This window comes from Microbacterium sp. NPDC055312 (genome assembly GCF_053645675.1).
In genome coordinates this window covers 225,676-242,937 of sequence record NZ_JBSHMU010000001.1, presented here as the reverse complement: position 1 = coordinate 242,937, position 17,262 = coordinate 225,676, and the positions used below count along the sequence as shown (strand labels likewise).

Here is a 17,262-nt window from a genome sequence, read left to right as displayed (position 1 = left end):
CTAGAGAGCGCCGGAACCCGTGACCCGGTACCGGCCGCATAGGAAGCTGCGATTGCGCGCCACGTCGATCAGCTCGAGGTCGACCCGGCGCGGCAACAGCGGTGCGCCCGCGCCGAGGGTCACCGGCGCGTACTGCACCCAGACCTCGTCGAGCAGACCCGCGTCGGCGAACTGTCCGGCGAGGTCTCCCCCGCCGACGATCCACAGATCCTTCCCACCGGCCGCAGCCGTCATCTCGGCGTGCACCTCGCGCACGTCCTCCTGCGTGAAGCGCACATCACCCTGCGCCGGGGCGGGGATGTCGTGGTGGGTGAACACCCAGGTCGGCTGCGCGTAGTCCCAGCGGCCCTGTTCGTGCCGCATGACCCATTCGAAGGTCGACGCGCCCATCGCCAGGGCACCGATCCCGGCGATGAAGCCCGGGTACGCCATCGGACCGCCCTCGTCGATGTCCTGGCTCAGCAGCCAGTCCAGCGAGTGCTCGGTGGTCGCGATGAACCCATCGAGAGACGAGGCGGTGTAGTAGTGCGTGCTCATGCGCCCATCGTGCCTCCGGCCGCCGACAACCGCCAGGCTCAGTGGATCAGCGACTCGACGTCGACGGGGTGCTCGACCCACTCGATGTCGGGGTAGCGCTTGAACCACGACACCTGCCGCCGCGCGTAGCGACGGGTGAGGGCCTGCGTCTCGGCGATCGCCTCGTCCTGAGTCCTGTCGCCGCGCAGCTGCGCGAGCGCCTGGGCGTATCCGATCGCACGCGATGCGGTGACCCCGTCTTCGATTCCTTCGGCGCGCAGGCGCTCGACCTCGTCGAGCATTCCGCCCTGCCACATCCGCTCCACGCGTCGATCGAGTCGCTCGACGAGCAGCTCTCGCGGCGTGTGAAGACCGATGATCCGAGTCGCCGGATGCCACAGCTCCGGCTTCTCGGGCAGCGCGGCCCCGTGCGTGGCGCCGCCCTGCTCGATCACCTCGAGCGCGCGGACGACGCGCCGGCCGTTCTTCGGATCGATGCGCGCAGCGGTCGCGGGGTCGAGGCCCCGCAGCCGTTCGAACAGCGCCCCGGCACCGCCCTCGGCGAGCTCCGCCTCGAGGCGCGCCCGGAGTGCGGCATCCCTCGGCGGGAACCGGAAGTCGAAGACCACGCTCGAGACGTACAGCCCCGACCCGCCGACGAGGATCGCATCTCCCCCGCGGGCGTGGATGGCGGCGATCGCTTCTCGGGCGAGCGGCTGATACCAGGCGACGGCCGCCTCGTCCGTGACCTCGCGGACGTCGAACAGATGGTGCGGGATGCCGCGCCGCTCGTCGATGCGGAGCTTGGCCGTGCCGATGTCCATGCCCCGGTACAGCTGCATGGCGTCGGCGTTGACGATCTCCGCATCGTCGCCACCCGCGCGCAGGTGTTCGGCGAGATCGAGAGCGAGCTCGCTCTTTCCGGTGCCCGTCGCGCCGACCACCGCCCAGAGCCGCGGCGCGTCTGGCCGCGCCGCGCCGGTGGTCAAGACCCGACAGGGCGCAGCGTGGGCAGGCCCAGCGATACCGCGCGCGGAGCGCCGGACGCCCCTGCCGGTGCGGGCACGCCGCACGACGCCGCCTGCGCGCGGTCCCACGCGTCGCCGCCGCGTGTGCGGCGGATGCGCAGCGGCGCACAGGTCGGGTCGTCGGCGAGCAGATGGAACGGCGCGCCATGCGTGATATTCACCGTGACCACGTCGCCGGGTCGCGGCAGCTCGGATCCGGGCGTCACCTCGAAGTGCACGAGCCGGTTGTCTTCCGCGCGTCCGGTGAGACGGTGCGTCGACGCGTCCTTCTTGCCCTCGCCGACCGAGACGAGCACCTCGACCTCGCGGCCGACCTGCTTCTGGTTCTCCTCGAGCGAGATCCGCTCCTGCAGCGCGATCAGGCGGTTGTACCGCTCCTGCACGACCTCCTTCGGCACCTGGTTGTGCATGGTCGCGGCCGGCGTGCCCTCGCGGATGGAGTACTGGAACGTGAAGGCGCCCGAGAAGCGGGACTGTTCGACGACGCGCATGGTGTCTTCGAAGTCCTCGTCGGTCTCACCGGGGAAGCCCACGATGATGTCGGTGGTGATGGCCGCGTGCGGGATGCGCTCGCGGACGCGCTCGATGATGCCGAGGTAGCGGGAGCTGCGGTACGAGCGACGCATCGCCTTGAGGATGCTGTCGCTGCCCGACTGCAGCGGCATGTGCAGCTGAGGCATGACGTTGGGTGTCTCGGCCATCGCATCGATGACGTCGTCGGTGAACGCGGCGGGATGCGGGCTGGTGAAGCGGACGCGCTCCAGTCCCTCGACCTCTCCCGCCGCGCGCAGCAGCTTGCTGAACGCCTGGCGGTCGCCGAACTCGACGCCGTAGGAGTTGACGTTCTGCCCGAGCAGCGTCACCTCGATCGCTCCGTCTTCGACGAGCAGGCGGATCTCGTTCAGGATGTCGCCGGGCCGGCGGTCCTTCTCCTTGCCTCGCAGGCTCGGGACGATGCAGAACGTGCAGGTGTTGTTGCAGCCGACCGAGATCGACACCCACCCGCTGTGCGCGGAGTCGCGCTTGGTGGGCAGCGTCGACGGGAAGATCTCGAGCGACTCGAGGATCTCGAGCTCGGCCTCGCCGTTGTGGCGTGCGCGCTCGAGCAGGCCGGGCAGGGAGCCCATGTTGTGCGTGCCGAAGACGACGTCCACCCAGGGTGCCTTGTCGAGCACGGCCTGCTGATCCATCTGCGCGAGGCATCCGCCGACGGCGATCTGCATGCCCTCGTGCTTGTCCTTTCGGGACTTGAGATGCCCGAGGGTGCCGTACAGCTTGCCGGCGGCGTTGTCGCGCACGGCGCAGGTGTTGATGATCACGATGTCGGCCTCGTCGCCGGCATCCGCCTGCACGTACCCCGCGCTCTCGAGCGAACCCGACAGGCGCTCGGAGTCGTGCACGTTCATCTGACAGCCGAAGGTGCGCACCTCGTAGGAGCGACGGCGCCCGTCGGCGGTGATCGCCGCGTCGGAGGGCGCGATGATCGTCGGTTCGGAAGAGAGAGAAGACATGGTGGATCCATTCTACGAGCCGCCCGGCCGGGTGGCTGAGCGGCTCGTAGAGAGCGTGCTCACTCGGAGTCGACGAATCGCACGCCGGAGGAGTGCGCAGCGGACGAGCGGGTCGTCGCGCGGCGCACTCCGACCTCGCCCAGGGCGGTGCGGGCGGCGTCCATCGCGACGGAGCCGCCGTACCCGCGGCGGGCGAGCTGCCCGTGCAGCCGGCGCAGTGCGGTGTCGTAGTCGAGGCGGCTCATACCGGATGCCTTGCTGCGGGCGAACTCCAGCGCCCGCTCGGCATCGTCGTCGGGCAGCTCAGCGAGCGCGTCGTCGACGATGTCGCGCGGGATGCCGCGCTGCGCGAGCGACCGCGCTAGGGCGATGCGCCCCTGCCCCTTCCGCTCGGATCCCGAGGTCACCAGCAGCGACGCGAGCGTGTGATCGTCGAGGTAGCTTCGGCGCAGGAACTCGTCGATGACGTCTTCGATCGCGTCGCGGTCGAGGCCGTTCTCGCGCAGCACAGACCGCGCCTCCGACACCGACAGCTGCTTGGCGCGCAGCTTGCGCACCAGAGCCTCCTCTGCGCGCTGACGGACCTCGTCGGCATCCGGTTCGACCGGCACGACGTCGTCGTGATCATCGCCCGGGTCATCGAGCCGCGGAGGTCCCCCGAACAACGGGATCACCGGCGCGAGCCCATCGTCAGCGGATGACATAAGTCACGCCGGTTGTTGAGCGCCGTCGAAACACGGTTGTTGAGCGCCGTCGAAACACGGTTGTTGAGCGCCGTCGAAACACGTCAGCGGATGACATCAGGCCGGACGGCGTTCGGCGAGCTCGTCGACGGTGTCTTCCGCCTTGGCGCCCACACCCAGCTTCTGCTTGATCTGCGTCTCGATCGCCATGGCGACGTCGTCGTTCTTGATCAGGAAGTTGCGGGCGTTCTCCTTGCCCTGGCCGAGCTGGTCGCCGTCGTAGGTGTACCACGAGCCGGACTTCTTGACGATGCCGTGCTCGACGCCGAAGTCGATGAGGCTGCCCTCGCGCGAGATGCCGATGCCGTACAGGATGTCGAACTCCGCCTGCTTGAAGGGCGGTGCCATCTTGTTCTTGACGACCTTGACACGGGTGCGGTTTCCGACCGCCTCTGTGCCGTCCTTCAGGGTCTCGATGCGCCGGATGTCGAGGCGCACCGAGGCGTAGAACTTCAGCGCCTTACCGCCGGCCGTGGTCTCGGGCGAGCCGAAGAACACCCCGATCTTCTCGCGCAGCTGGTTGATGAAGATGGCCGTGGTCTTGGTCTGGTTCAGCCCACCGGTCAGCTTTCGCAGCGCCTGCGACATGAGCCGCGCCTGCAGACCCACGTGCGAGTCGCCCATCTCGCCCTTGATCTCGGCCTCGGGCACGAGGGCCGCGACGGAGTCGATGACGACGAGGTCGATCGCGCCGGAGCGGATCAGCATGTCGGCGATCTCGAGTGCCTGCTCACCCGTGTCGGGCTGCGAGACGAGCAGCTGGTCGATGTCGACGCCGAGCTTGCGTGCGTACTCGGGGTCGAGCGCGTGCTCGGCGTCGATGAACGCGGCGATGCCGCCGGCGCGCTGCGCGTTGGCGATCGCGTGCAGGGTCAGCGTGGTCTTACCGGACGATTCGGGCCCGTAGATCTCGATGATGCGTCCGCGCGGCAGACCTCCGATGCCGAGGGCGACGTCAAGGGCGATCGACCCGGTCTGGATGACCTCGACAGGAGCGCGCTCGTCGCTGCCCAGTCGCATGATCGAACCCTTGCCGAACTGACGCTCGATGTGTGCGAGTGCGGAATCCAGGGCCTTCTCGCGGTCGTCGGTGGATGGCATGACGTGCTCCTCTGTATCTCGAAGTTCTGCCGCCTGTAGGCTGTCGCGGCCGTACCGGATGGAGTGACTCTGCGACAAGGCGTATGGCTCAGTGCCACATCTCTCACCGTACGAGCGGCCACCGACATTGGATCGGCGGCAGCGTCTGATGTGGAGAAGATGACCTCAAGACCACTTGTGCAGAACATTACGCGCAGATCGAACACATCTTCGACGACACGCCGACGAGCGCGCGCAGAGTTTCGTTCAGCGTTCGCGCGGATCCAGCCGTCCCACGCCGTAGCGCCGCGTCGCGGGCACGTCGGTCTCATCGCACAGCGCGAGCCAGATGTCGCGCGGCGGCACACCGGCATCCAGCGCCTCGCGCGCCGTCCTGCCCAGCGTGCCCAGGATCAGGTCGTGCACAAGAGAATCCGCGCGGCCGCCGAACTCGTCGTCGACCGCGCGGAGGAACTCGCTTCGTCGCATGCGGGGAGTAGTGCGCTGCGGTATCAGTGCAGCGACAGCTCGGGCTCGACCGCGGCGACGAGATCGTCGGGGACGACGTCCGGGAAGGGGCTGAGGCCCTCGAGCACGGAGATGCGGTCGCCGACCTCGCGCATGATGGTCGAGATGGGCACGTCGAGCGCCTCGGCGACCGATGCGAGAATCTCGCTCGAGGCCTCCTTCTGACCGCGCTCGACTTCGCTCAGGTAGCCGAGGGCCACCGAGGCCTTGCTCGCGACCTGGCGCAGGGTGCGCCCCTTCTGCAGGCGGAAGTCCCGCAGCACATCGCCGATTTCCTGTCTGACGAGGATCATCGGAACCTCCTTCCCGTCGCGCCACCCGGAGACTGCTCCGAGGGGATCGCCAGTCTAACCTGATCGGTTGTCGTCGAATCTACTGTTTTTCGCTGTGCTTGAGTTGTGAGTGAGCGGCTTGTCACGTAGAGGAGAACGTCGACCCTCTCGTGCCTATTCCCGCACCGCCGCCAGCCCCGCGGCGATCGCCGCGGCCGTGGCCTGCGCGCGGATCTCTGCGCGCGTGCCGGCGAACAGGTGCGGGATGCTCCGGATGCCCGTCGGCGTGACGACGCCGATGTGCACGGTGCCGACCGGCTGGCCGTCGGGCGAGTCCGGCCCGGCGATCCCCGTCGTCGCGATGCCCACGTCGGCCGGGCGACCGTCGACGGCAACGGCGCGCCGCACCCCCTCGGCCATCTGAGCGGCCACGTCGGGATGCACGGCACCGTGCTCGGCGAGCAGAGCGGCGTCCACGCCGAGCAGCGTGTGCTTGACCGGGGTCGCATAGGCGACGACACCGCCGAGCAGAGCCGCCGACGCGCCCGGGACCGAGACGATCGCGGAGGCGACCGCACCTCCGGTGAGCGACTCCGCGACACCCAGCGTCCAGCCCCGCTGCCTGAGAGCGGTGACCAGCTGCGCAGCGTCGGTCATCCGGTCCTCCGGCGACCGCGCACCTGCGCCACGACGTAATCGATGCCGCTCGCGACGGTGAGCACGAGCGCCAGGATCATCAGCACCTGCGTGATCACGACCCAGGCGGTCTCACCGACGAGCCCGCCCAGCGGAAGCAGCGCCCAGCTCAGCGCGACGCCCTGGACGACGGTCTTGATCTTTCCCATCCAGGCCGCGGCGACGACGTGCTCGTGCACGAGCGTGAAGCGGTGGATCGTGATCGCCCACTCCCTCACGAGGATCACGATGACGATCCACCACGGCACCTCGCCGAGGATCGCGAGCCCGAGAAAACCCGCGCCGGTGAGCAGCTTGTCGGCGATCGGATCCCACAGCTTTCCGAAGTCGCTCACGATGTCGTACCTGCGCGCGAGATAGCCGTCGACCCAGTCGGTCGAGATAGCGAGCACGAAGAGCCCCGCAGCCACCCAGCGCATGACGATGTCGTCGGCGCCGAACGCACCTGCGAGAAGAAGGAGCATGAAGAAGACGACCGCGAGCGGGATGCGGGCGATCGTGATCGCGTTGGGAAGCTGCCTCGGAATCGCCATCAGTCGCGTCCCGTCAGTCCCCAGGCGTCTTCGTCGCCGTCGTCATCGCTCTCGACCACCGGCAGCCCTTCGAACTGCTGAGCCACGGGGTCGTGTCCGTACGGGTCGGCGGACGCGCTCGCGGCCGGGGCGGCAGGCGCCGCAGGTGCCGGTGCATCGTCTCCGCGCAGCTTCGCGAGCACCCCCGGCAGCTGCTCCGACGTGACCAGCACATCGCGGGCCTTCGACCCTTCCGACGGCCCGACGATCTCGCGCGACTCGAGCAGGTCCATGAGGCGCCCGGCCTTGGCGAAGCCGACGCGCAGCTTGCGCTGCAGCATGGACGTCGACCCGAACTGCGAGGACACGATCAGCTCGGCCGCCGCGAGCAGCAGCTCGAGATCGTCTCCGATGTCCTCGTCGACCTCCTTCTTGCGCGCCTCGGCCGACTCCTGCACGTCGGGGCGGTACTCGGGTCGCGCCTGCTGGGTGACGTGCTTCACGACCGCCGAGATCTCGGCCTCGTCGACCCAGGCGCCCTGCAGACGGAACGGCTTCGACGACCCCATCGGCGAGAACAGCGCGTCGCCCTGACCGATCAGCTTGTCGGCGCCCGGCGCGTCGAGGATGACGCGGCTGTCGGTGACGCTCGTGACGGCGAAGGCCAGACGCGAGGGCACGTTCGCCTTGATCAGGCCCGTGACGACGTCGACGCTGGGGCGCTGCGTGGCGAGCACGAGATGGATGCCCGAGGCGCGTGCCAGCTGCGTGATGCGCACGATCGAGTCCTCGACGTCTCGCGGGGCGACCATCATCAGGTCGGCAAGCTCGTCGACGACGACCAGCAGGTAGGGGTAGGGCTTGAGCACGCGCTCGCTGCCCGGCGGCACCTGCACCTCGCCGGCGCGCACGGCCTTGTTGAAGTCATCGATGTGGCGGTAGCCGAACGACGCGAGGTCGTCGTACCGCATGTCCATCTCCTTCACGACCCACTGCAGCGCCTCGGCCGCCTTCTTCGGGTTCGTGATGATGGGTGTGATCAGGTGCGGCACACCCGCGTAGCTGGTCAGCTCGACCCGCTTCGGGTCGATCAGCACCATCCGCACATCGGCGGGCCGGGCGCGCATGAGCAGGCTCGTGATCATCGAGTTCACGAAGCTCGACTTTCCCGACCCCGTCGAACCGGCGACCAGCAGGTGCGGCATCTTGGCCAGGTTCGCCACGACGATGTTGCCGCCGACGTCCTTGCCGACGCCGATGGTCAGCGGGTGGGTGCTCTTCTGCGCCGCGCTCGAGCGCAGCACGTCCCCGAGCGCGACGGTCTCCTTGTCGACGTTGGGGATCTCGATCCCGATGGCGCTCTTGCCCGGGATGGGTGACAGGATGCGCACGTCGTTCGACGCGACGGCGTAGGCGAAGTTGTTGCTCAGCTGCAGGATCTTCTCGACCTTGACGCCGTGCCCGACCTCGACCTCGTACTGCGTCACCGTCGGCCCGCGCGAGAAGCCCGTGACCTTGGCGTCGACCTTGAACTGCTCGAGCACGCTGGTGATCTGCTCGATGGTGCGGTCGGTGGCATCCGAGCGCACCACGGGCGGCGGTCCCGACTTCAGCACCGCCGTCGAGGGAAGCACGTAGGGCGCGGCGGGCGCCTGCAGACCCTTCTCCCCCGGACCTTCCGTCCCGAAGCCGTCGAGACCGGGCAGCTCGCCCGTGGAGCCGGAGTCGTCGAGCAGCGCGGTCGTGTTCTGCTCGCCGAGCAGCCCGGTGAGGGCGCTGACGTCGGAGAGCACCTCCGTCGCCGCATCCGCGCCGCCGTGCGTCGTCGGCTCGTCGTCGACGATGACCGCCTGGTCGTACGCGGTCTTCTGCGCGGGCTCGTCGAAGAGCGCGGTGATGGCCTGCGAGTCGACGTCGTCGTCCGGCGTCTCCTCCCGCCCGCTCTTGTTGCGCCGCCACCACGGCAGTGCGTCGTCCTTCTCGGCGTCGTCGGCGGGCGCCGCCTCCTCCGCCGTCGGGCGCAGCGGACGCTCGGCGCCGAACATCCAGGCATACAGGTCGCCCAGTCGCTCGCCGATGCGGTTCGGTGGCGTCTTGGTGAGGATCAGGATGCTGAGCGCGGCCAGCATCGCGAGGATGATGTACGCGACGACCGGGGTCAGGAAGGCCAGGGGCTCACCGAGCATCCAGCCGAAGAGCCCGCCGGCGCCGCTGAGCTCGGGCATGCCGTCGCGCGGCTGAGGCCGGACGATCGCTCCGGTCGCCCCCGCGGTGCCCGACGCGACGTGCAGGATGCCGGCGACGGAGAGCACGAACAGGCCGAAGCCGATCCCGATCCGGCCGTTGTCGTGCACCGAAGACGGATGCCGGAACAGCCATCCCGCGAGAAGGAGCAGCAGCACGGGAAGCACGAAGGCAACCCGGCCGACCAGCAGCCCCCAGGTGAAGGCGCTGATGTTCTGCGCGATCTCGTTGCCGATGAAGAACCACTCCACGACCCCGCCGATGATGGCGAACACCACGAGCAGCAGCGGGAAGCCGTCGCGTCGCTGATCCTTCTCGAGGTTCTCCGGACCGAAGGCACGGAACAGGCCGCCGACGCCGTGCGCGAGCCCGAGCCACATGCGCGCCGCCAGCGGCGGACGCTCGGCCTCGTCGATGTACTTCTTCGGGGCCGGGGCGGCTTTCGCGCTCGATCGGGCCGTCGTCTGCCGTTTCGGGCGAGACGAGATCGCGCTCTCGGACGCGCGCTCGGACTTGGTGGTGCTCCTGGCCATGTGTCCACGGTACGGCCGACGGCCGACAACCGCCCGCAGTGACGCGGCTTTACTCGGTATCAGGCCTCGATCACGAGGGGCACGATCATCGGGCGACGGCGCAGCTTCTGATTGACCCAGCGCCCGATCGTGCGCCGGATGATCTGCGAGAGCGCGTGGTTGTCGCGCACGCCGTTGCTGGCCGCCTCCTGCAGGGCGGCGACGATCTTCGGGGTGATGTCATCGAACACCCGGTCGTCCTCCGCGACGCCGCGCGCATGGATCTCGGGTCCCGAGATGATGCCGCCGGTCGAGGAGTCCACCACGACGATGACCGAGACGAAGCCCTCTTCGCCGAGGATCCGGCGGTCCTTGAGGTCGGCGTCGGTGATGCCGCCGACCGTCGATCCGTCGACGTACACGAAGCCGATGTCGAGCTGACCGGCGACCCGTGCCTCACCGTCGCGCAGGTCGATGATGGTGCCGTTGCCGCCCACGATCGTGCGCTCTTCGGGCACGCCGGTCGCCTGTGCCAGCTTGGCGTTCGCGATGAGGTGACGGTACTCGCCGTGCACCGGCAGCACGTTCTTCGGCTTCAGGATGTTGTAGCAGTAGATCAGCTCACCCGCGGCGGCGTGGCCCGAGACGTGCACCTGCGCGTTCGCCTTGTGCACCACGTCGGCACCCAGCTTGGTGAGCCCGTCGATGACACGGTAGACCGCGTTCTCGTTGCCGGGGATGAGGCTCGAGGCGAGGATGACGGTGTCGCCCTCGCCCGGCTCGATCGCGTGGTCGAGGTTGGCCATGCGGCTGAGCACGGCCATCGGCTCGCCCTGCGACCCCGTCGACATGTAGACGATCTTGTCGTCGGGCAGGTCGCGGGCCTTCTTGTAGTCGATCAGCACGTTCGCGGGCACCTTCAGGTAGCCCAGCTGCTCGGCGATCGTCATGTTGCGCACCATGCTGCGGCCCAGGAACGCCACACGGCGGCCGTGGGCGTGCGCGGCGTCGATCACCTGCTGCACACGGTGCACGTGGCTCGAGAAGCTGGCGACGATGACCCGGCGGCGCGCCTTGCCGATGACCTGCTCGAGAACGGGTCCGATCGACCGCTCGGTGGGCGTGAAGCCGGGCACGTCGGCGTTGGTGGAGTCGACAAGGAACAGGTCGACGCCCTCCTCGCCGAGACGCGCGAAGGCGCGCAGGTCGGTGATGCGCCCGTCCAGCGGCAGCTGGTCCATCTTGAAGTCGCCCGTGGCCAGCGCGAGTCCGGCCGGGGTGCGGATGGCGACGGCCAGGGCATCCGGGATCGAGTGGTTGACCGCGACGAACTCGAGGTCGAACGGACCGATCTTCTCCTCCTGACCCTCCCTGACGGTGAGGGTGAACGGTTTGATCCGGTGCTCCTTGAGCTTGGCCTCGACGAGTGCGAGGGTGAGCCCGGATCCGATCAGCGGGATGTCCTGCTTCAGACGCAGCAGGTACGGCACCGCGCCGATGTGGTCTTCGTGCCCGTGCGTGAGCACGACACCGACCACGTCATCGAGCCGGTGCTTGATCGGCTCGAAGTCGGGCAGGATCAGGTCGACGCCGGGCTGGTGCTCCTCGGGGAAGAGCACGCCGCAGTCGACGATGAGGATCTTGCCCTCGTACTCGAACGTGGTCATGTTGCGCCCGACCTCGCCCAGACCGCCCAGCGGGGTGACCCGCAGCGTTCCGGGGGCGAGCGGCTCGGGTTCGGCGAGGGGGAAGGACATTCGGTCTCCTCAAGCGGGCAGGCGGGGCCCAGTCATGTCGTTGTCAGCGCGCTGGCGCGCTCATCGTGTGGTGCCGTGCACCTTGGGCAGTGCGCCGCCGGCCGCAGCGTTGCGGTCGGGGCGGAAGTTCGAGAAGTCGGCGCCGGCGACATCCGTGACGAGGGCGAGCTCGTCCTCGATGAGGGCGGCCTCCCACTCCTCCGGGCCGACCAGAGGCAGGCGCACGCGCGGGCTGTTGATGCGGCCGAGACCGTGCAGGATGTACTTCGCCGAGACCGTGCCGGGCACGTGCGTCATGACCGCCCGCACCAGCGGCTCGAGACGCTTGTGCTCGGCGGTCGCGGCCGTCAGGTCGCCCCTGTTGACCGCGTCGACGATCGCCCGGTACGGCGCCGAGGTGATGTTGCCGGTGACGCCGACGAGGCCCGTCGCACCGATCGACAGGTGCGGCAGCACGTTGGCGTCATCGCCGGAGAAGTACATCAGCTCGGTCTGGTTCAGCACCCGGCTGACCTCGCTGAAGTCGCCCTTGGCGTCCTTGACCGCGAGGATGTTCGGATGCTTGGCCAGGCGCAGCATCGTCTCGTACCTGATCGGCACGCCGGTGCGACCGGGGATGTCGTAGAGCATGACCGGCAGGTCGGTGGCGTCGGCGACCAGGCGGAAGTGGGTGAGGATGCCGGCCTGGGTGGGCTTGTTGTAGTACGGCGTGACGACCAGCAGCCCGTCGGCGCCGGCCTTCTCGCTGGCCCGGTACAGCTCGATGGCGTGCGCGGTCTCGTTCGAGCCGCCGCCGGTGATGATCTTCGCGCGCCCGGCCGAGACGTCCTTGCCGACCTCGACGAGACGGATCTTCTCGTCGTCGGTGAGGGTGGAGGTCTCACCGGTCGTGCCCGTGACGACGATGCCGTCGGCGCCGTCGCTGATGACGCGGTCCAGGTGCTTCTCGGTGGCCGGCCAGTCGACCTCGCCGTCGGCGGTCATCGGGGTGACCAGCGCGACGAGCACCTGTCCGAAGGGATTTTCCGCGTGCGTCATCCTCTCAGCGTAGCGTTTCGCCGCCCGGTGCCGGGACGGCGCGTCAGACGCGCCCGCGACGGGCGACGCTGGCGGTGAGGCTGCTGGGCAGCACGCGGGTGAGCGCGACGATGACCTTGTAGCGCAGCGAGGGGATCGACACGGGCCGGCCCAGGGCGGCATCCCGCAATCCCGCACGCACGACGGTGGCCGCGTCGAGCCACATGATCGGCGGCACGCCCTCCTGGCCGGGGGCGAGCCCCATCCGCTCGTGGAAACTCGTGTGCGTGAAGCCGGGGCACAGCGCCGTCACGCTGATGCCGTCGCGAGCGTACTCGGCGTTCGCCCACCGGCTGAACCCGATCAGCCATGATTTGCACGCGGAGTACGTGGAACGGGAGATGAACCCGGCCACGGAGGCCACGTTGATGATCCGTCCGCCCCGGCCGCGCATGGCGCGGATGGCCGCGTGCATGAGTCTCATCGACGCCTCGACGTGCACGCGCAGGTGCCGCACCTCGTCGTCGATCGGGTTGTCGGCGAACTGCAGCGGCAGGCCGAAGCCCGCGTTGTTGACGAGCAGATCGATGGGGGCGTCGGCGATGCGGTCGGCGACGCGCTGCACGTCGGCCTCGATCGCCAGATCGGCGGTGAGCACCTCCACGTGCACGCCGTGCTCGTCGCGCAGCCGTGCGGCCAGCGACTCGAGGGCGTCCGCGCCGCGGGCGACGAGCACCAGGTCGGCCTGACGCGCGGCGAGCTGCCGCGCGAATTCGGCGCCGAGTCCGGCGCTGGCTCCGGTGATCAGTGCGGTGGGCATCAGCGCTCGAATCCGAGGAAGCGGTATCGGATGCCGGTGCGGGACGTCTGCCACTCCCCCTCGTCCACCAGACGCCAGCCGTCGATCGGCGGCGCGTACGCGTCGCCGTCCACCTCGATGTCGAGCTCGGTGACCTCGAGGCGATCGGCCTCTCCGATCACCTGCCGGAAGATCTCCGCGCCCCCGATGATCCACACGCGCTCCTGGCCGCGCACCGCCTCGGCGATGCCGGCCACGCGTCGAGCGCCCTCGGCGCTCCAGTCCTGACTGCGGGTGATGACGATGTTCTCGCGGCCCGGCAGCGGGCGGAAGCGCTCGGGCAGGGAGTCCCAGGTGCGCCGGCCCATGATCACGGGCGCACCGGAGGTGATCTGCTTGAAGTGCGCGAGATCCTCGGGCACGTGCCACGGCATCCCTCCGCCCGCGCCGATCACGCCGCCTCTCGCCTGGGCCCAGATCAGCCCCGCCCAGGTCATACCGCCACCGCCGCGCGGATCGCCGGGTGGTGCTGGTAGCCCTCGACGATGAGATCCTCGTAGCGGTAGTCGAGGATCGACTCCGGCGTGCGCGCGAACGTCAGGGTCGGGTACGGGTACGGGTCTCTGGCGAGCTGCTCGCGCACCTGCTCGATGTGGTTGTCGTAGATGTGGCAGTCGCCGCCGGTCCAGACGAAATCGCCCGGCTCGAGGCCGGTCTGCTGCGCCACCATCAGCGTCAGCAGCGCGTACGAGGCGATGTTGAACGGGACGCCGAGGAACAGGTCGGCGCTGCGCTGGTAGAGCTGGCACGACAGGCGGCCGTCGGCGACGTAGAACTGGAACAGCGCGTGGCACGGAGCGAGAGCCATGTCGGGGATGTCGGCCGGGTTCCACGCCGACACGATGAGGCGACGCGAGTCGGGCGTCGCCCTGATCTGCTCGACGACCTGGGAGAGCTGGTCGATGTGGCCGCCGTCCGGGGTCGGCCACGAGCGCCACTGCACCCCGTACACCGGTCCGAGGTCGCCGGACGCGTCGGCCCACTCGTCCCAGATGGTCACGCCGTTCTCCTGCAGCCAGCGCACGTTCGAATCGCCGCGCAGGAACCACAGCAGCTCGTACGCGATCGACTTGAAATGCACGCGCTTGGTGGTGATCAGGGGGAATCCCGCAGAGAGATCGAACCGGATCTGCCGCCCGAAGACGCTGGTGGTTCCCGTGCCGGTGCGGTCGTCCTTGTGCATGCCCGACTCCAGCACGTCACGCAGCAGGTCTTCGTAGGGTGTCGGCACGACTGCACTCATGCCAGCAACGATACGTCACGCGGTGTCACACTCGGCTGCGGCCGCGTCGTTCGGCGTAGCCTCGACGCATGCCGCTCGCGACCGCCCTGCTGATCACCGGCGTCCTGCTCGCCATCACGGTGGCGGCGGGTCTGCTGTGGCGCCTGCGAGACGGCCGCCGCCGTCGCGCCGCCGGCGCCGTCGACGTCGACCGACTGGGTCTGCTGCGCGAGCGCGCAGCGCTCGTGCTGTTCAGCGCCGACACCTGCTCGCGCTGTCCGCAGGTGCGCCGGATGCTGCGCGAGCTGGCCTCCGAGCGGGGCGCGATCGACGTGCACGACGTGGATCTCACGCATCGCCCCGACCTGGCATCCGAGAACCGCGTGCTGAGCACCCCCACGACCCTGCTCGTCGGCCCGGATGCCCGGGTCGTCGCCCGGTTCGTCGGCGTGCCACGCCGCGACCACATCATCGCCGCTCTGGACGAGCTGCCCGCACCTCAGGAGACCGCATGACCTCCCAGGATGGAATCGACCCCCGAGGTCCGCGATTCGCCGCGTGGATCACGTCGGCACTGCTGCTGGGCGCGACGGTCCTGGCTCTCACCGGCATCGCCGCCTCGACCTCCCCACGGGGATGGGTGATCAGCACGGCATCCCTCGACGAGCGGGCATCCGACCCCGGCCTCGTCGTCGCCGCGATCGTGGCCGCGCTGTTCGTCTGGGGAGTCGTCTCTCCTCCGACCTCGCCCTGGGCGGTGCTGTTCCGCACGGCCGTCCGGCCCCGCCTGACGCCGCCCGCCGAACTCGAGGATCCGCGACCGCCGCGGTTCGCCCAGGGCGTCGGTCTGCTCGTCGTGGCTCTCGGCCTCGTGCTGCACCTCGCCGGGGTTCCCCTCGCCCTTCCGATCGCGACGGCCGCGGCATTCGCCGCGGCCTTCCTCAACGCCGCCTTCGGCTTCTGCCTCGGCTGCCAGATGTACCTGCTGCTGCAGCGCGCGGGCCTGCTGGGGCGAAGCGAAGCGCCCGCCTGATGTCTGTTCCGACGCAGACCGGCTCTGGATAGGCTGGCGAGGCGACGCGAACCCGCGGCGCGATGCCACGTGCGATTCTCGGAGGAACAATGACCGTCACCAGCGAAGCCGCAACCACCTGGACCGGATCCCTGATGGAGGGCTCGGGCACCGTCGCGTTCTCGAGCTCGAACCTCGGCACCTTCCCGATCGACTGGAAGTCGCGCAGCGAAGGATCCGACTCGACCACGACGCCGGAGGAGCTCATCGCCGCCGCGCATGCGTCGTGCTTCAGCATGGCGCTCTCGCACGCGCTGGCCGAGAACGGCACCCCGCCCGAGCGCGTGAACACGTCGGCATCGGTGACCTTCAAGCCGGGCACCGGCATCACCGGCAGCCACCTGAACGTGAACGCGAGCGTTCCCGGGCTCACCCCGGAGAAGTTCCAGGAGATCGCCGAGGGCGCCAAGACCGGATGCCCGGTGTCGCAGGCGCTCGCCGGCATCGAGATCACCCTCGAGGCCAGCCTCGCCTGATCTCCCCGATGTCAGGGCCGCGTCCGCGACAGCCTGATCGCCTCGCGGATGCTGGCCCTGGCATCCTTCCGCCGCCCGGCGGCATCCTGCACCACACCCAGACGGTAGCGGGCGCGCCAGTCTCCCGGCTCGGCCTCGGCGGCCGCCCCGTACTGCGTGATCAGCGGGTCGATGTCGTCACGCATCAGACGGCCACTCGGTGTCAGCCGCTCCGGAGCCTCGGGCATGCCACCCTCTGCATCGAGCGTGCGCCCCAGCCGATCCGCTGCGAAGCCGAAGAGGAGCTCGCGCACCAGCGCCCACGCTCCGATCGGCGCGATCACGATCAGCGCGATCGCCATCCCGATCGAGATCGGAGTCGCGACGCGCAGAAACATCACCGCCAGCCAACCCGCGGTGACCACGTAGAGCAGCAGCGCCGCTCCCATCACGGCCACCCCGATCCGCGAGCTCACGCGCGTGCCCGGACGCCGATGTCGACGAGGTTCTCCAGCCCCACGCTCACCCCGCGCGCATCGCGCGCGAACGGGACGGCGAGTCGGATGCCCGGGGCGTAGGCGGCCGCGGAATCGACCGTGTCGTGCACGATCGCCAGCGACTCACCGGGACCCGACAGGATGGCCTCCTGCTTGGCGATCACCCCGGGACGACGCAGCGAGTGCACCGGCACCCCGGCGACCTGCTGTCCGCGCGCGCGCTGATCGACGTGCGGGGCCTGGAACGGACCCTGCGCCTCCCGCGCGGCGACCATCAGCTCGGCCGTGCGCACGGCGGTGCCGCTGGGCGAATCGATCTTGCGATCGTGATGCGCCTCGATGATCTCCGCGGACGGGAAGAACGGCGCGGCGGCCGCGGCGAGTGCCGAGCCCAGCGCCGAGCCCAGCGAGAAGTTGGGGATGAAGACCGCGCCGGTGCCGGCGGCGTCGACGAGCGGCCTCACCAGCGCGATGCGCTCCTGCGACCATCCCGAGGTTCCGACCAGCACGTTGATGCCGCGCTCGACGGCCGCTCGCACCACCTCGATGCTCACCGCCGGGGTCGACGCGTCGACGACGAGGTCGGCGCCGTCCACCTCGGCGAGGTCGCTCGACGAGCCGAGCACGGATCGCACCTCGAAGCCGTCGAGCTGGTCGATCACCCCGTGGATGATGCGTCCGAGTGAGCCTGTACCGCCGACGAGGGCGACCTGTGTCGTCATGGTCCCAGTCTAGATTCGC

At 69.4% G+C, this 17,262-nt stretch carries 20 protein-coding genes; 3 read left to right on the top strand and 17 right to left on the bottom strand.

The window, feature by feature from the left end:
- The 15 genes from ACWIDW_RS01135 to ACWIDW_RS01065 form a co-directional block, all read right to left on the bottom strand.
- Positions 1-537, bottom strand: a complete 537-nt coding sequence (locus ACWIDW_RS01135; protein WP_454122280.1) for a dihydrofolate reductase family protein — start codon at positions 535-537, stop codon at positions 1-3.
- A gap of 38 nt (positions 538-575) precedes the next feature.
- Positions 576-1,505, bottom strand: coding sequence for a tRNA (adenosine(37)-N6)-dimethylallyltransferase MiaA (gene miaA / locus ACWIDW_RS01130; protein WP_454122278.1), 930 nt, complete (start codon positions 1,503-1,505; stop codon positions 576-578).
- Entirely contained in the window at positions 1,502-3,055 is a 1,554-nt protein-coding gene (gene miaB, locus ACWIDW_RS01125) for a tRNA (N6-isopentenyl adenosine(37)-C2)-methylthiotransferase MiaB (RefSeq protein WP_454122276.1), read from the bottom strand. Before miaB ends, miaA begins: the two co-directional genes overlap by 4 nt.
- A 59-nt stretch (positions 3,056-3,114) precedes the next feature.
- Positions 3,115-3,759 carry a regulatory protein RecX gene (locus ACWIDW_RS01120; protein ID WP_454122274.1) on the bottom strand — a complete coding sequence of 215 codons (645 nt, stop codon included), beginning with the start codon at positions 3,757-3,759 and terminating at the stop codon, positions 3,115-3,117.
- 96 nt (positions 3,760-3,855) lie between these two features.
- Complete coding sequence (gene recA, locus ACWIDW_RS01115; RefSeq protein WP_454122272.1) at positions 3,856-4,899, bottom strand: recombinase RecA; 1,044 nt, start codon at positions 4,897-4,899, stop codon at positions 3,856-3,858.
- A 246-nt stretch (positions 4,900-5,145) separates the two neighbouring features.
- Complete coding sequence (locus ACWIDW_RS01110; protein ID WP_452321384.1) at positions 5,146-5,367, bottom strand: DUF3046 domain-containing protein; 222 nt, start codon at positions 5,365-5,367, stop codon at positions 5,146-5,148.
- 23 nt (positions 5,368-5,390) lie between these two features.
- Positions 5,391-5,699, bottom strand: coding sequence for a helix-turn-helix domain-containing protein (locus ACWIDW_RS01105; protein WP_313354850.1), 309 nt, complete (start codon positions 5,697-5,699; stop codon positions 5,391-5,393).
- Positions 5,700-5,852: 153 nt separating this feature from the next.
- The gene (locus tag ACWIDW_RS01100; protein WP_454122270.1) at positions 5,853-6,335 is read right to left on the bottom strand and encodes a CinA family protein; all 483 of its coding nucleotides are present in this window, start codon (positions 6,333-6,335) and stop codon (positions 5,853-5,855) included.
- Positions 6,332-6,907 (bottom strand): CDP-diacylglycerol--glycerol-3-phosphate 3-phosphatidyltransferase, encoded by a 576-nt coding sequence (gene pgsA / locus ACWIDW_RS01095; protein ID WP_454122268.1) that lies wholly within the window; start codon positions 6,905-6,907, stop codon positions 6,332-6,334. The genes ACWIDW_RS01100 and pgsA overlap by 4 nt, the downstream gene beginning before the upstream one ends.
- A complete protein-coding gene (locus ACWIDW_RS01090) occupies positions 6,907-9,663 on the bottom strand; it encodes a DNA translocase FtsK (protein ID WP_454122266.1) in 2,757 nt (918 codons plus the stop codon). Before ACWIDW_RS01090 ends, pgsA begins: the two co-directional genes overlap by 1 nt.
- A gap of 59 nt (positions 9,664-9,722) precedes the next feature.
- The gene (locus ACWIDW_RS01085) at positions 9,723-11,399 is read right to left on the bottom strand and encodes a ribonuclease J (protein WP_454122264.1); all 1,677 of its coding nucleotides are present in this window, start codon (positions 11,397-11,399) and stop codon (positions 9,723-9,725) included.
- A gap of 60 nt (positions 11,400-11,459) precedes the next feature.
- Positions 11,460-12,437 carry a 4-hydroxy-tetrahydrodipicolinate synthase gene (dapA, locus tag ACWIDW_RS01080; RefSeq protein WP_454122263.1) on the bottom strand — a complete coding sequence of 326 codons (978 nt, stop codon included), beginning with the start codon at positions 12,435-12,437 and terminating at the stop codon, positions 11,460-11,462.
- 43 nt (positions 12,438-12,480) lie between these two features.
- Positions 12,481-13,236: an SDR family NAD(P)-dependent oxidoreductase gene (locus tag ACWIDW_RS01075; protein ID WP_454122261.1), complete on the bottom strand. Its 756-nt coding sequence runs from the start codon at positions 13,234-13,236 to the stop codon at positions 12,481-12,483.
- Complete coding sequence (locus ACWIDW_RS01070) at positions 13,236-13,712, bottom strand: dihydrofolate reductase (protein ID WP_454122259.1); 477 nt, start codon at positions 13,710-13,712, stop codon at positions 13,236-13,238. Before ACWIDW_RS01070 ends, ACWIDW_RS01075 begins: the two co-directional genes overlap by 1 nt.
- Positions 13,709-14,518 carry a thymidylate synthase gene (locus ACWIDW_RS01065; protein WP_454122257.1) on the bottom strand — a complete coding sequence of 270 codons (810 nt, stop codon included), beginning with the start codon at positions 14,516-14,518 and terminating at the stop codon, positions 13,709-13,711. The genes ACWIDW_RS01070 and ACWIDW_RS01065 overlap by 4 nt, the downstream gene beginning before the upstream one ends.
- Positions 14,519-14,586: 68 nt before the next feature.
- Between ACWIDW_RS01065 and ACWIDW_RS01060 the strand changes: the two genes are divergently transcribed.
- From ACWIDW_RS01060 to ACWIDW_RS01050, 3 genes are all read left to right on the top strand, one after another.
- On the top strand, positions 14,587-15,012 hold the full coding sequence (locus ACWIDW_RS01060; protein ID WP_454122255.1) for a thioredoxin family protein: 426 nt from the start codon (positions 14,587-14,589) through the stop codon (positions 15,010-15,012).
- On the top strand, positions 15,009-15,530 hold the full coding sequence (locus tag ACWIDW_RS01055; protein WP_454122253.1) for a DUF4395 domain-containing protein: 522 nt from the start codon (positions 15,009-15,011) through the stop codon (positions 15,528-15,530). The genes ACWIDW_RS01060 and ACWIDW_RS01055 overlap by 4 nt, the downstream gene beginning before the upstream one ends.
- A gap of 89 nt (positions 15,531-15,619) precedes the next feature.
- On the top strand, positions 15,620-16,045 hold the full coding sequence (locus ACWIDW_RS01050; protein WP_101187023.1) for an OsmC family peroxiredoxin: 426 nt from the start codon (positions 15,620-15,622) through the stop codon (positions 16,043-16,045).
- Positions 16,046-16,056: 11 nt separating this feature from the next.
- Here the strand turns inward: ACWIDW_RS01050 and ACWIDW_RS01045 are convergent, their stop codons facing one another.
- Both ACWIDW_RS01045 and dapB read right to left on the bottom strand, forming a co-directional pair.
- Positions 16,057-16,500: a hypothetical protein gene (locus ACWIDW_RS01045; protein ID WP_454122251.1), complete on the bottom strand. Its 444-nt coding sequence runs from the start codon at positions 16,498-16,500 to the stop codon at positions 16,057-16,059.
- A complete protein-coding gene (gene dapB / locus ACWIDW_RS01040; protein WP_454122250.1) occupies positions 16,497-17,243 on the bottom strand; it encodes a 4-hydroxy-tetrahydrodipicolinate reductase in 747 nt (248 codons plus the stop codon). Before dapB ends, ACWIDW_RS01045 begins: the two co-directional genes overlap by 4 nt.
- Positions 17,244-17,262: the final 19 nt, after the last annotated feature.

Excerpts from the sequence above, each read along its gene's own strand:
- ACWIDW_RS01090 (WP_454122266.1), bottom strand. The coding sequence starts at position 9,663 with ATGGCCAGGAGCACCACCAAGTCCGAGCGCGCGTCCGAGAGCGCGATC.
- ACWIDW_RS01135 (WP_454122280.1), bottom strand. The coding sequence starts at position 537 with ATGAGCACGCACTACTACACCGCCTCGTCTCTCGATGGGTTCATCGCG.
- miaB (WP_454122276.1), bottom strand. The coding sequence starts at position 3,055 with ATGTCTTCTCTCTCTTCCGAACCGACGATCATCGCGCCCTCCGACGCG.
- ACWIDW_RS01050 (WP_101187023.1), top strand. The coding sequence starts at position 15,620 with ATGACCGTCACCAGCGAAGCCGCAACCACCTGGACCGGATCCCTGATG.
- ACWIDW_RS01060 (WP_454122255.1), top strand. The coding sequence starts at position 14,587 with ATGCCGCTCGCGACCGCCCTGCTGATCACCGGCGTCCTGCTCGCCATC.
- dapA (WP_454122263.1), bottom strand. The coding sequence starts at position 12,437 with ATGACGCACGCGGAAAATCCCTTCGGACAGGTGCTCGTCGCGCTGGTC.
- pgsA (WP_454122268.1), bottom strand. The coding sequence starts at position 6,907 with ATGGCGATTCCGAGGCAGCTTCCCAACGCGATCACGATCGCCCGCATC.
- ACWIDW_RS01085 (WP_454122264.1), bottom strand. The coding sequence starts at position 11,399 with ATGTCCTTCCCCCTCGCCGAACCCGAGCCGCTCGCCCCCGGAACGCTG.
- ACWIDW_RS01075 (WP_454122261.1), bottom strand. The coding sequence starts at position 13,236 with ATGCCCACCGCACTGATCACCGGAGCCAGCGCCGGACTCGGCGCCGAA.
- ACWIDW_RS01070 (WP_454122259.1), bottom strand. The coding sequence starts at position 13,712 with ATGACCTGGGCGGGGCTGATCTGGGCCCAGGCGAGAGGCGGCGTGATC.
- dapB (WP_454122250.1), bottom strand. The coding sequence starts at position 17,243 with ATGACGACACAGGTCGCCCTCGTCGGCGGTACAGGCTCACTCGGACGC.
- ACWIDW_RS01055 (WP_454122253.1), top strand. The coding sequence starts at position 15,009 with ATGACCTCCCAGGATGGAATCGACCCCCGAGGTCCGCGATTCGCCGCG.
- recA (WP_454122272.1), bottom strand. The coding sequence starts at position 4,899 with ATGCCATCCACCGACGACCGCGAGAAGGCCCTGGATTCCGCACTCGCA.
- ACWIDW_RS01100 (WP_454122270.1), bottom strand. The coding sequence starts at position 6,335 with ATGACCGACGCTGCGCAGCTGGTCACCGCTCTCAGGCAGCGGGGCTGG.
- ACWIDW_RS01065 (WP_454122257.1), bottom strand. The coding sequence starts at position 14,518 with ATGAGTGCAGTCGTGCCGACACCCTACGAAGACCTGCTGCGTGACGTG.
- ACWIDW_RS01120 (WP_454122274.1), bottom strand. The coding sequence starts at position 3,759 with ATGTCATCCGCTGACGATGGGCTCGCGCCGGTGATCCCGTTGTTCGGG.
- ACWIDW_RS01110 (WP_452321384.1), bottom strand. The coding sequence starts at position 5,367 with ATGCGACGAAGCGAGTTCCTCCGCGCGGTCGACGACGAGTTCGGCGGC.
- ACWIDW_RS01105 (WP_313354850.1), bottom strand. The coding sequence starts at position 5,699 with ATGATCCTCGTCAGACAGGAAATCGGCGATGTGCTGCGGGACTTCCGC.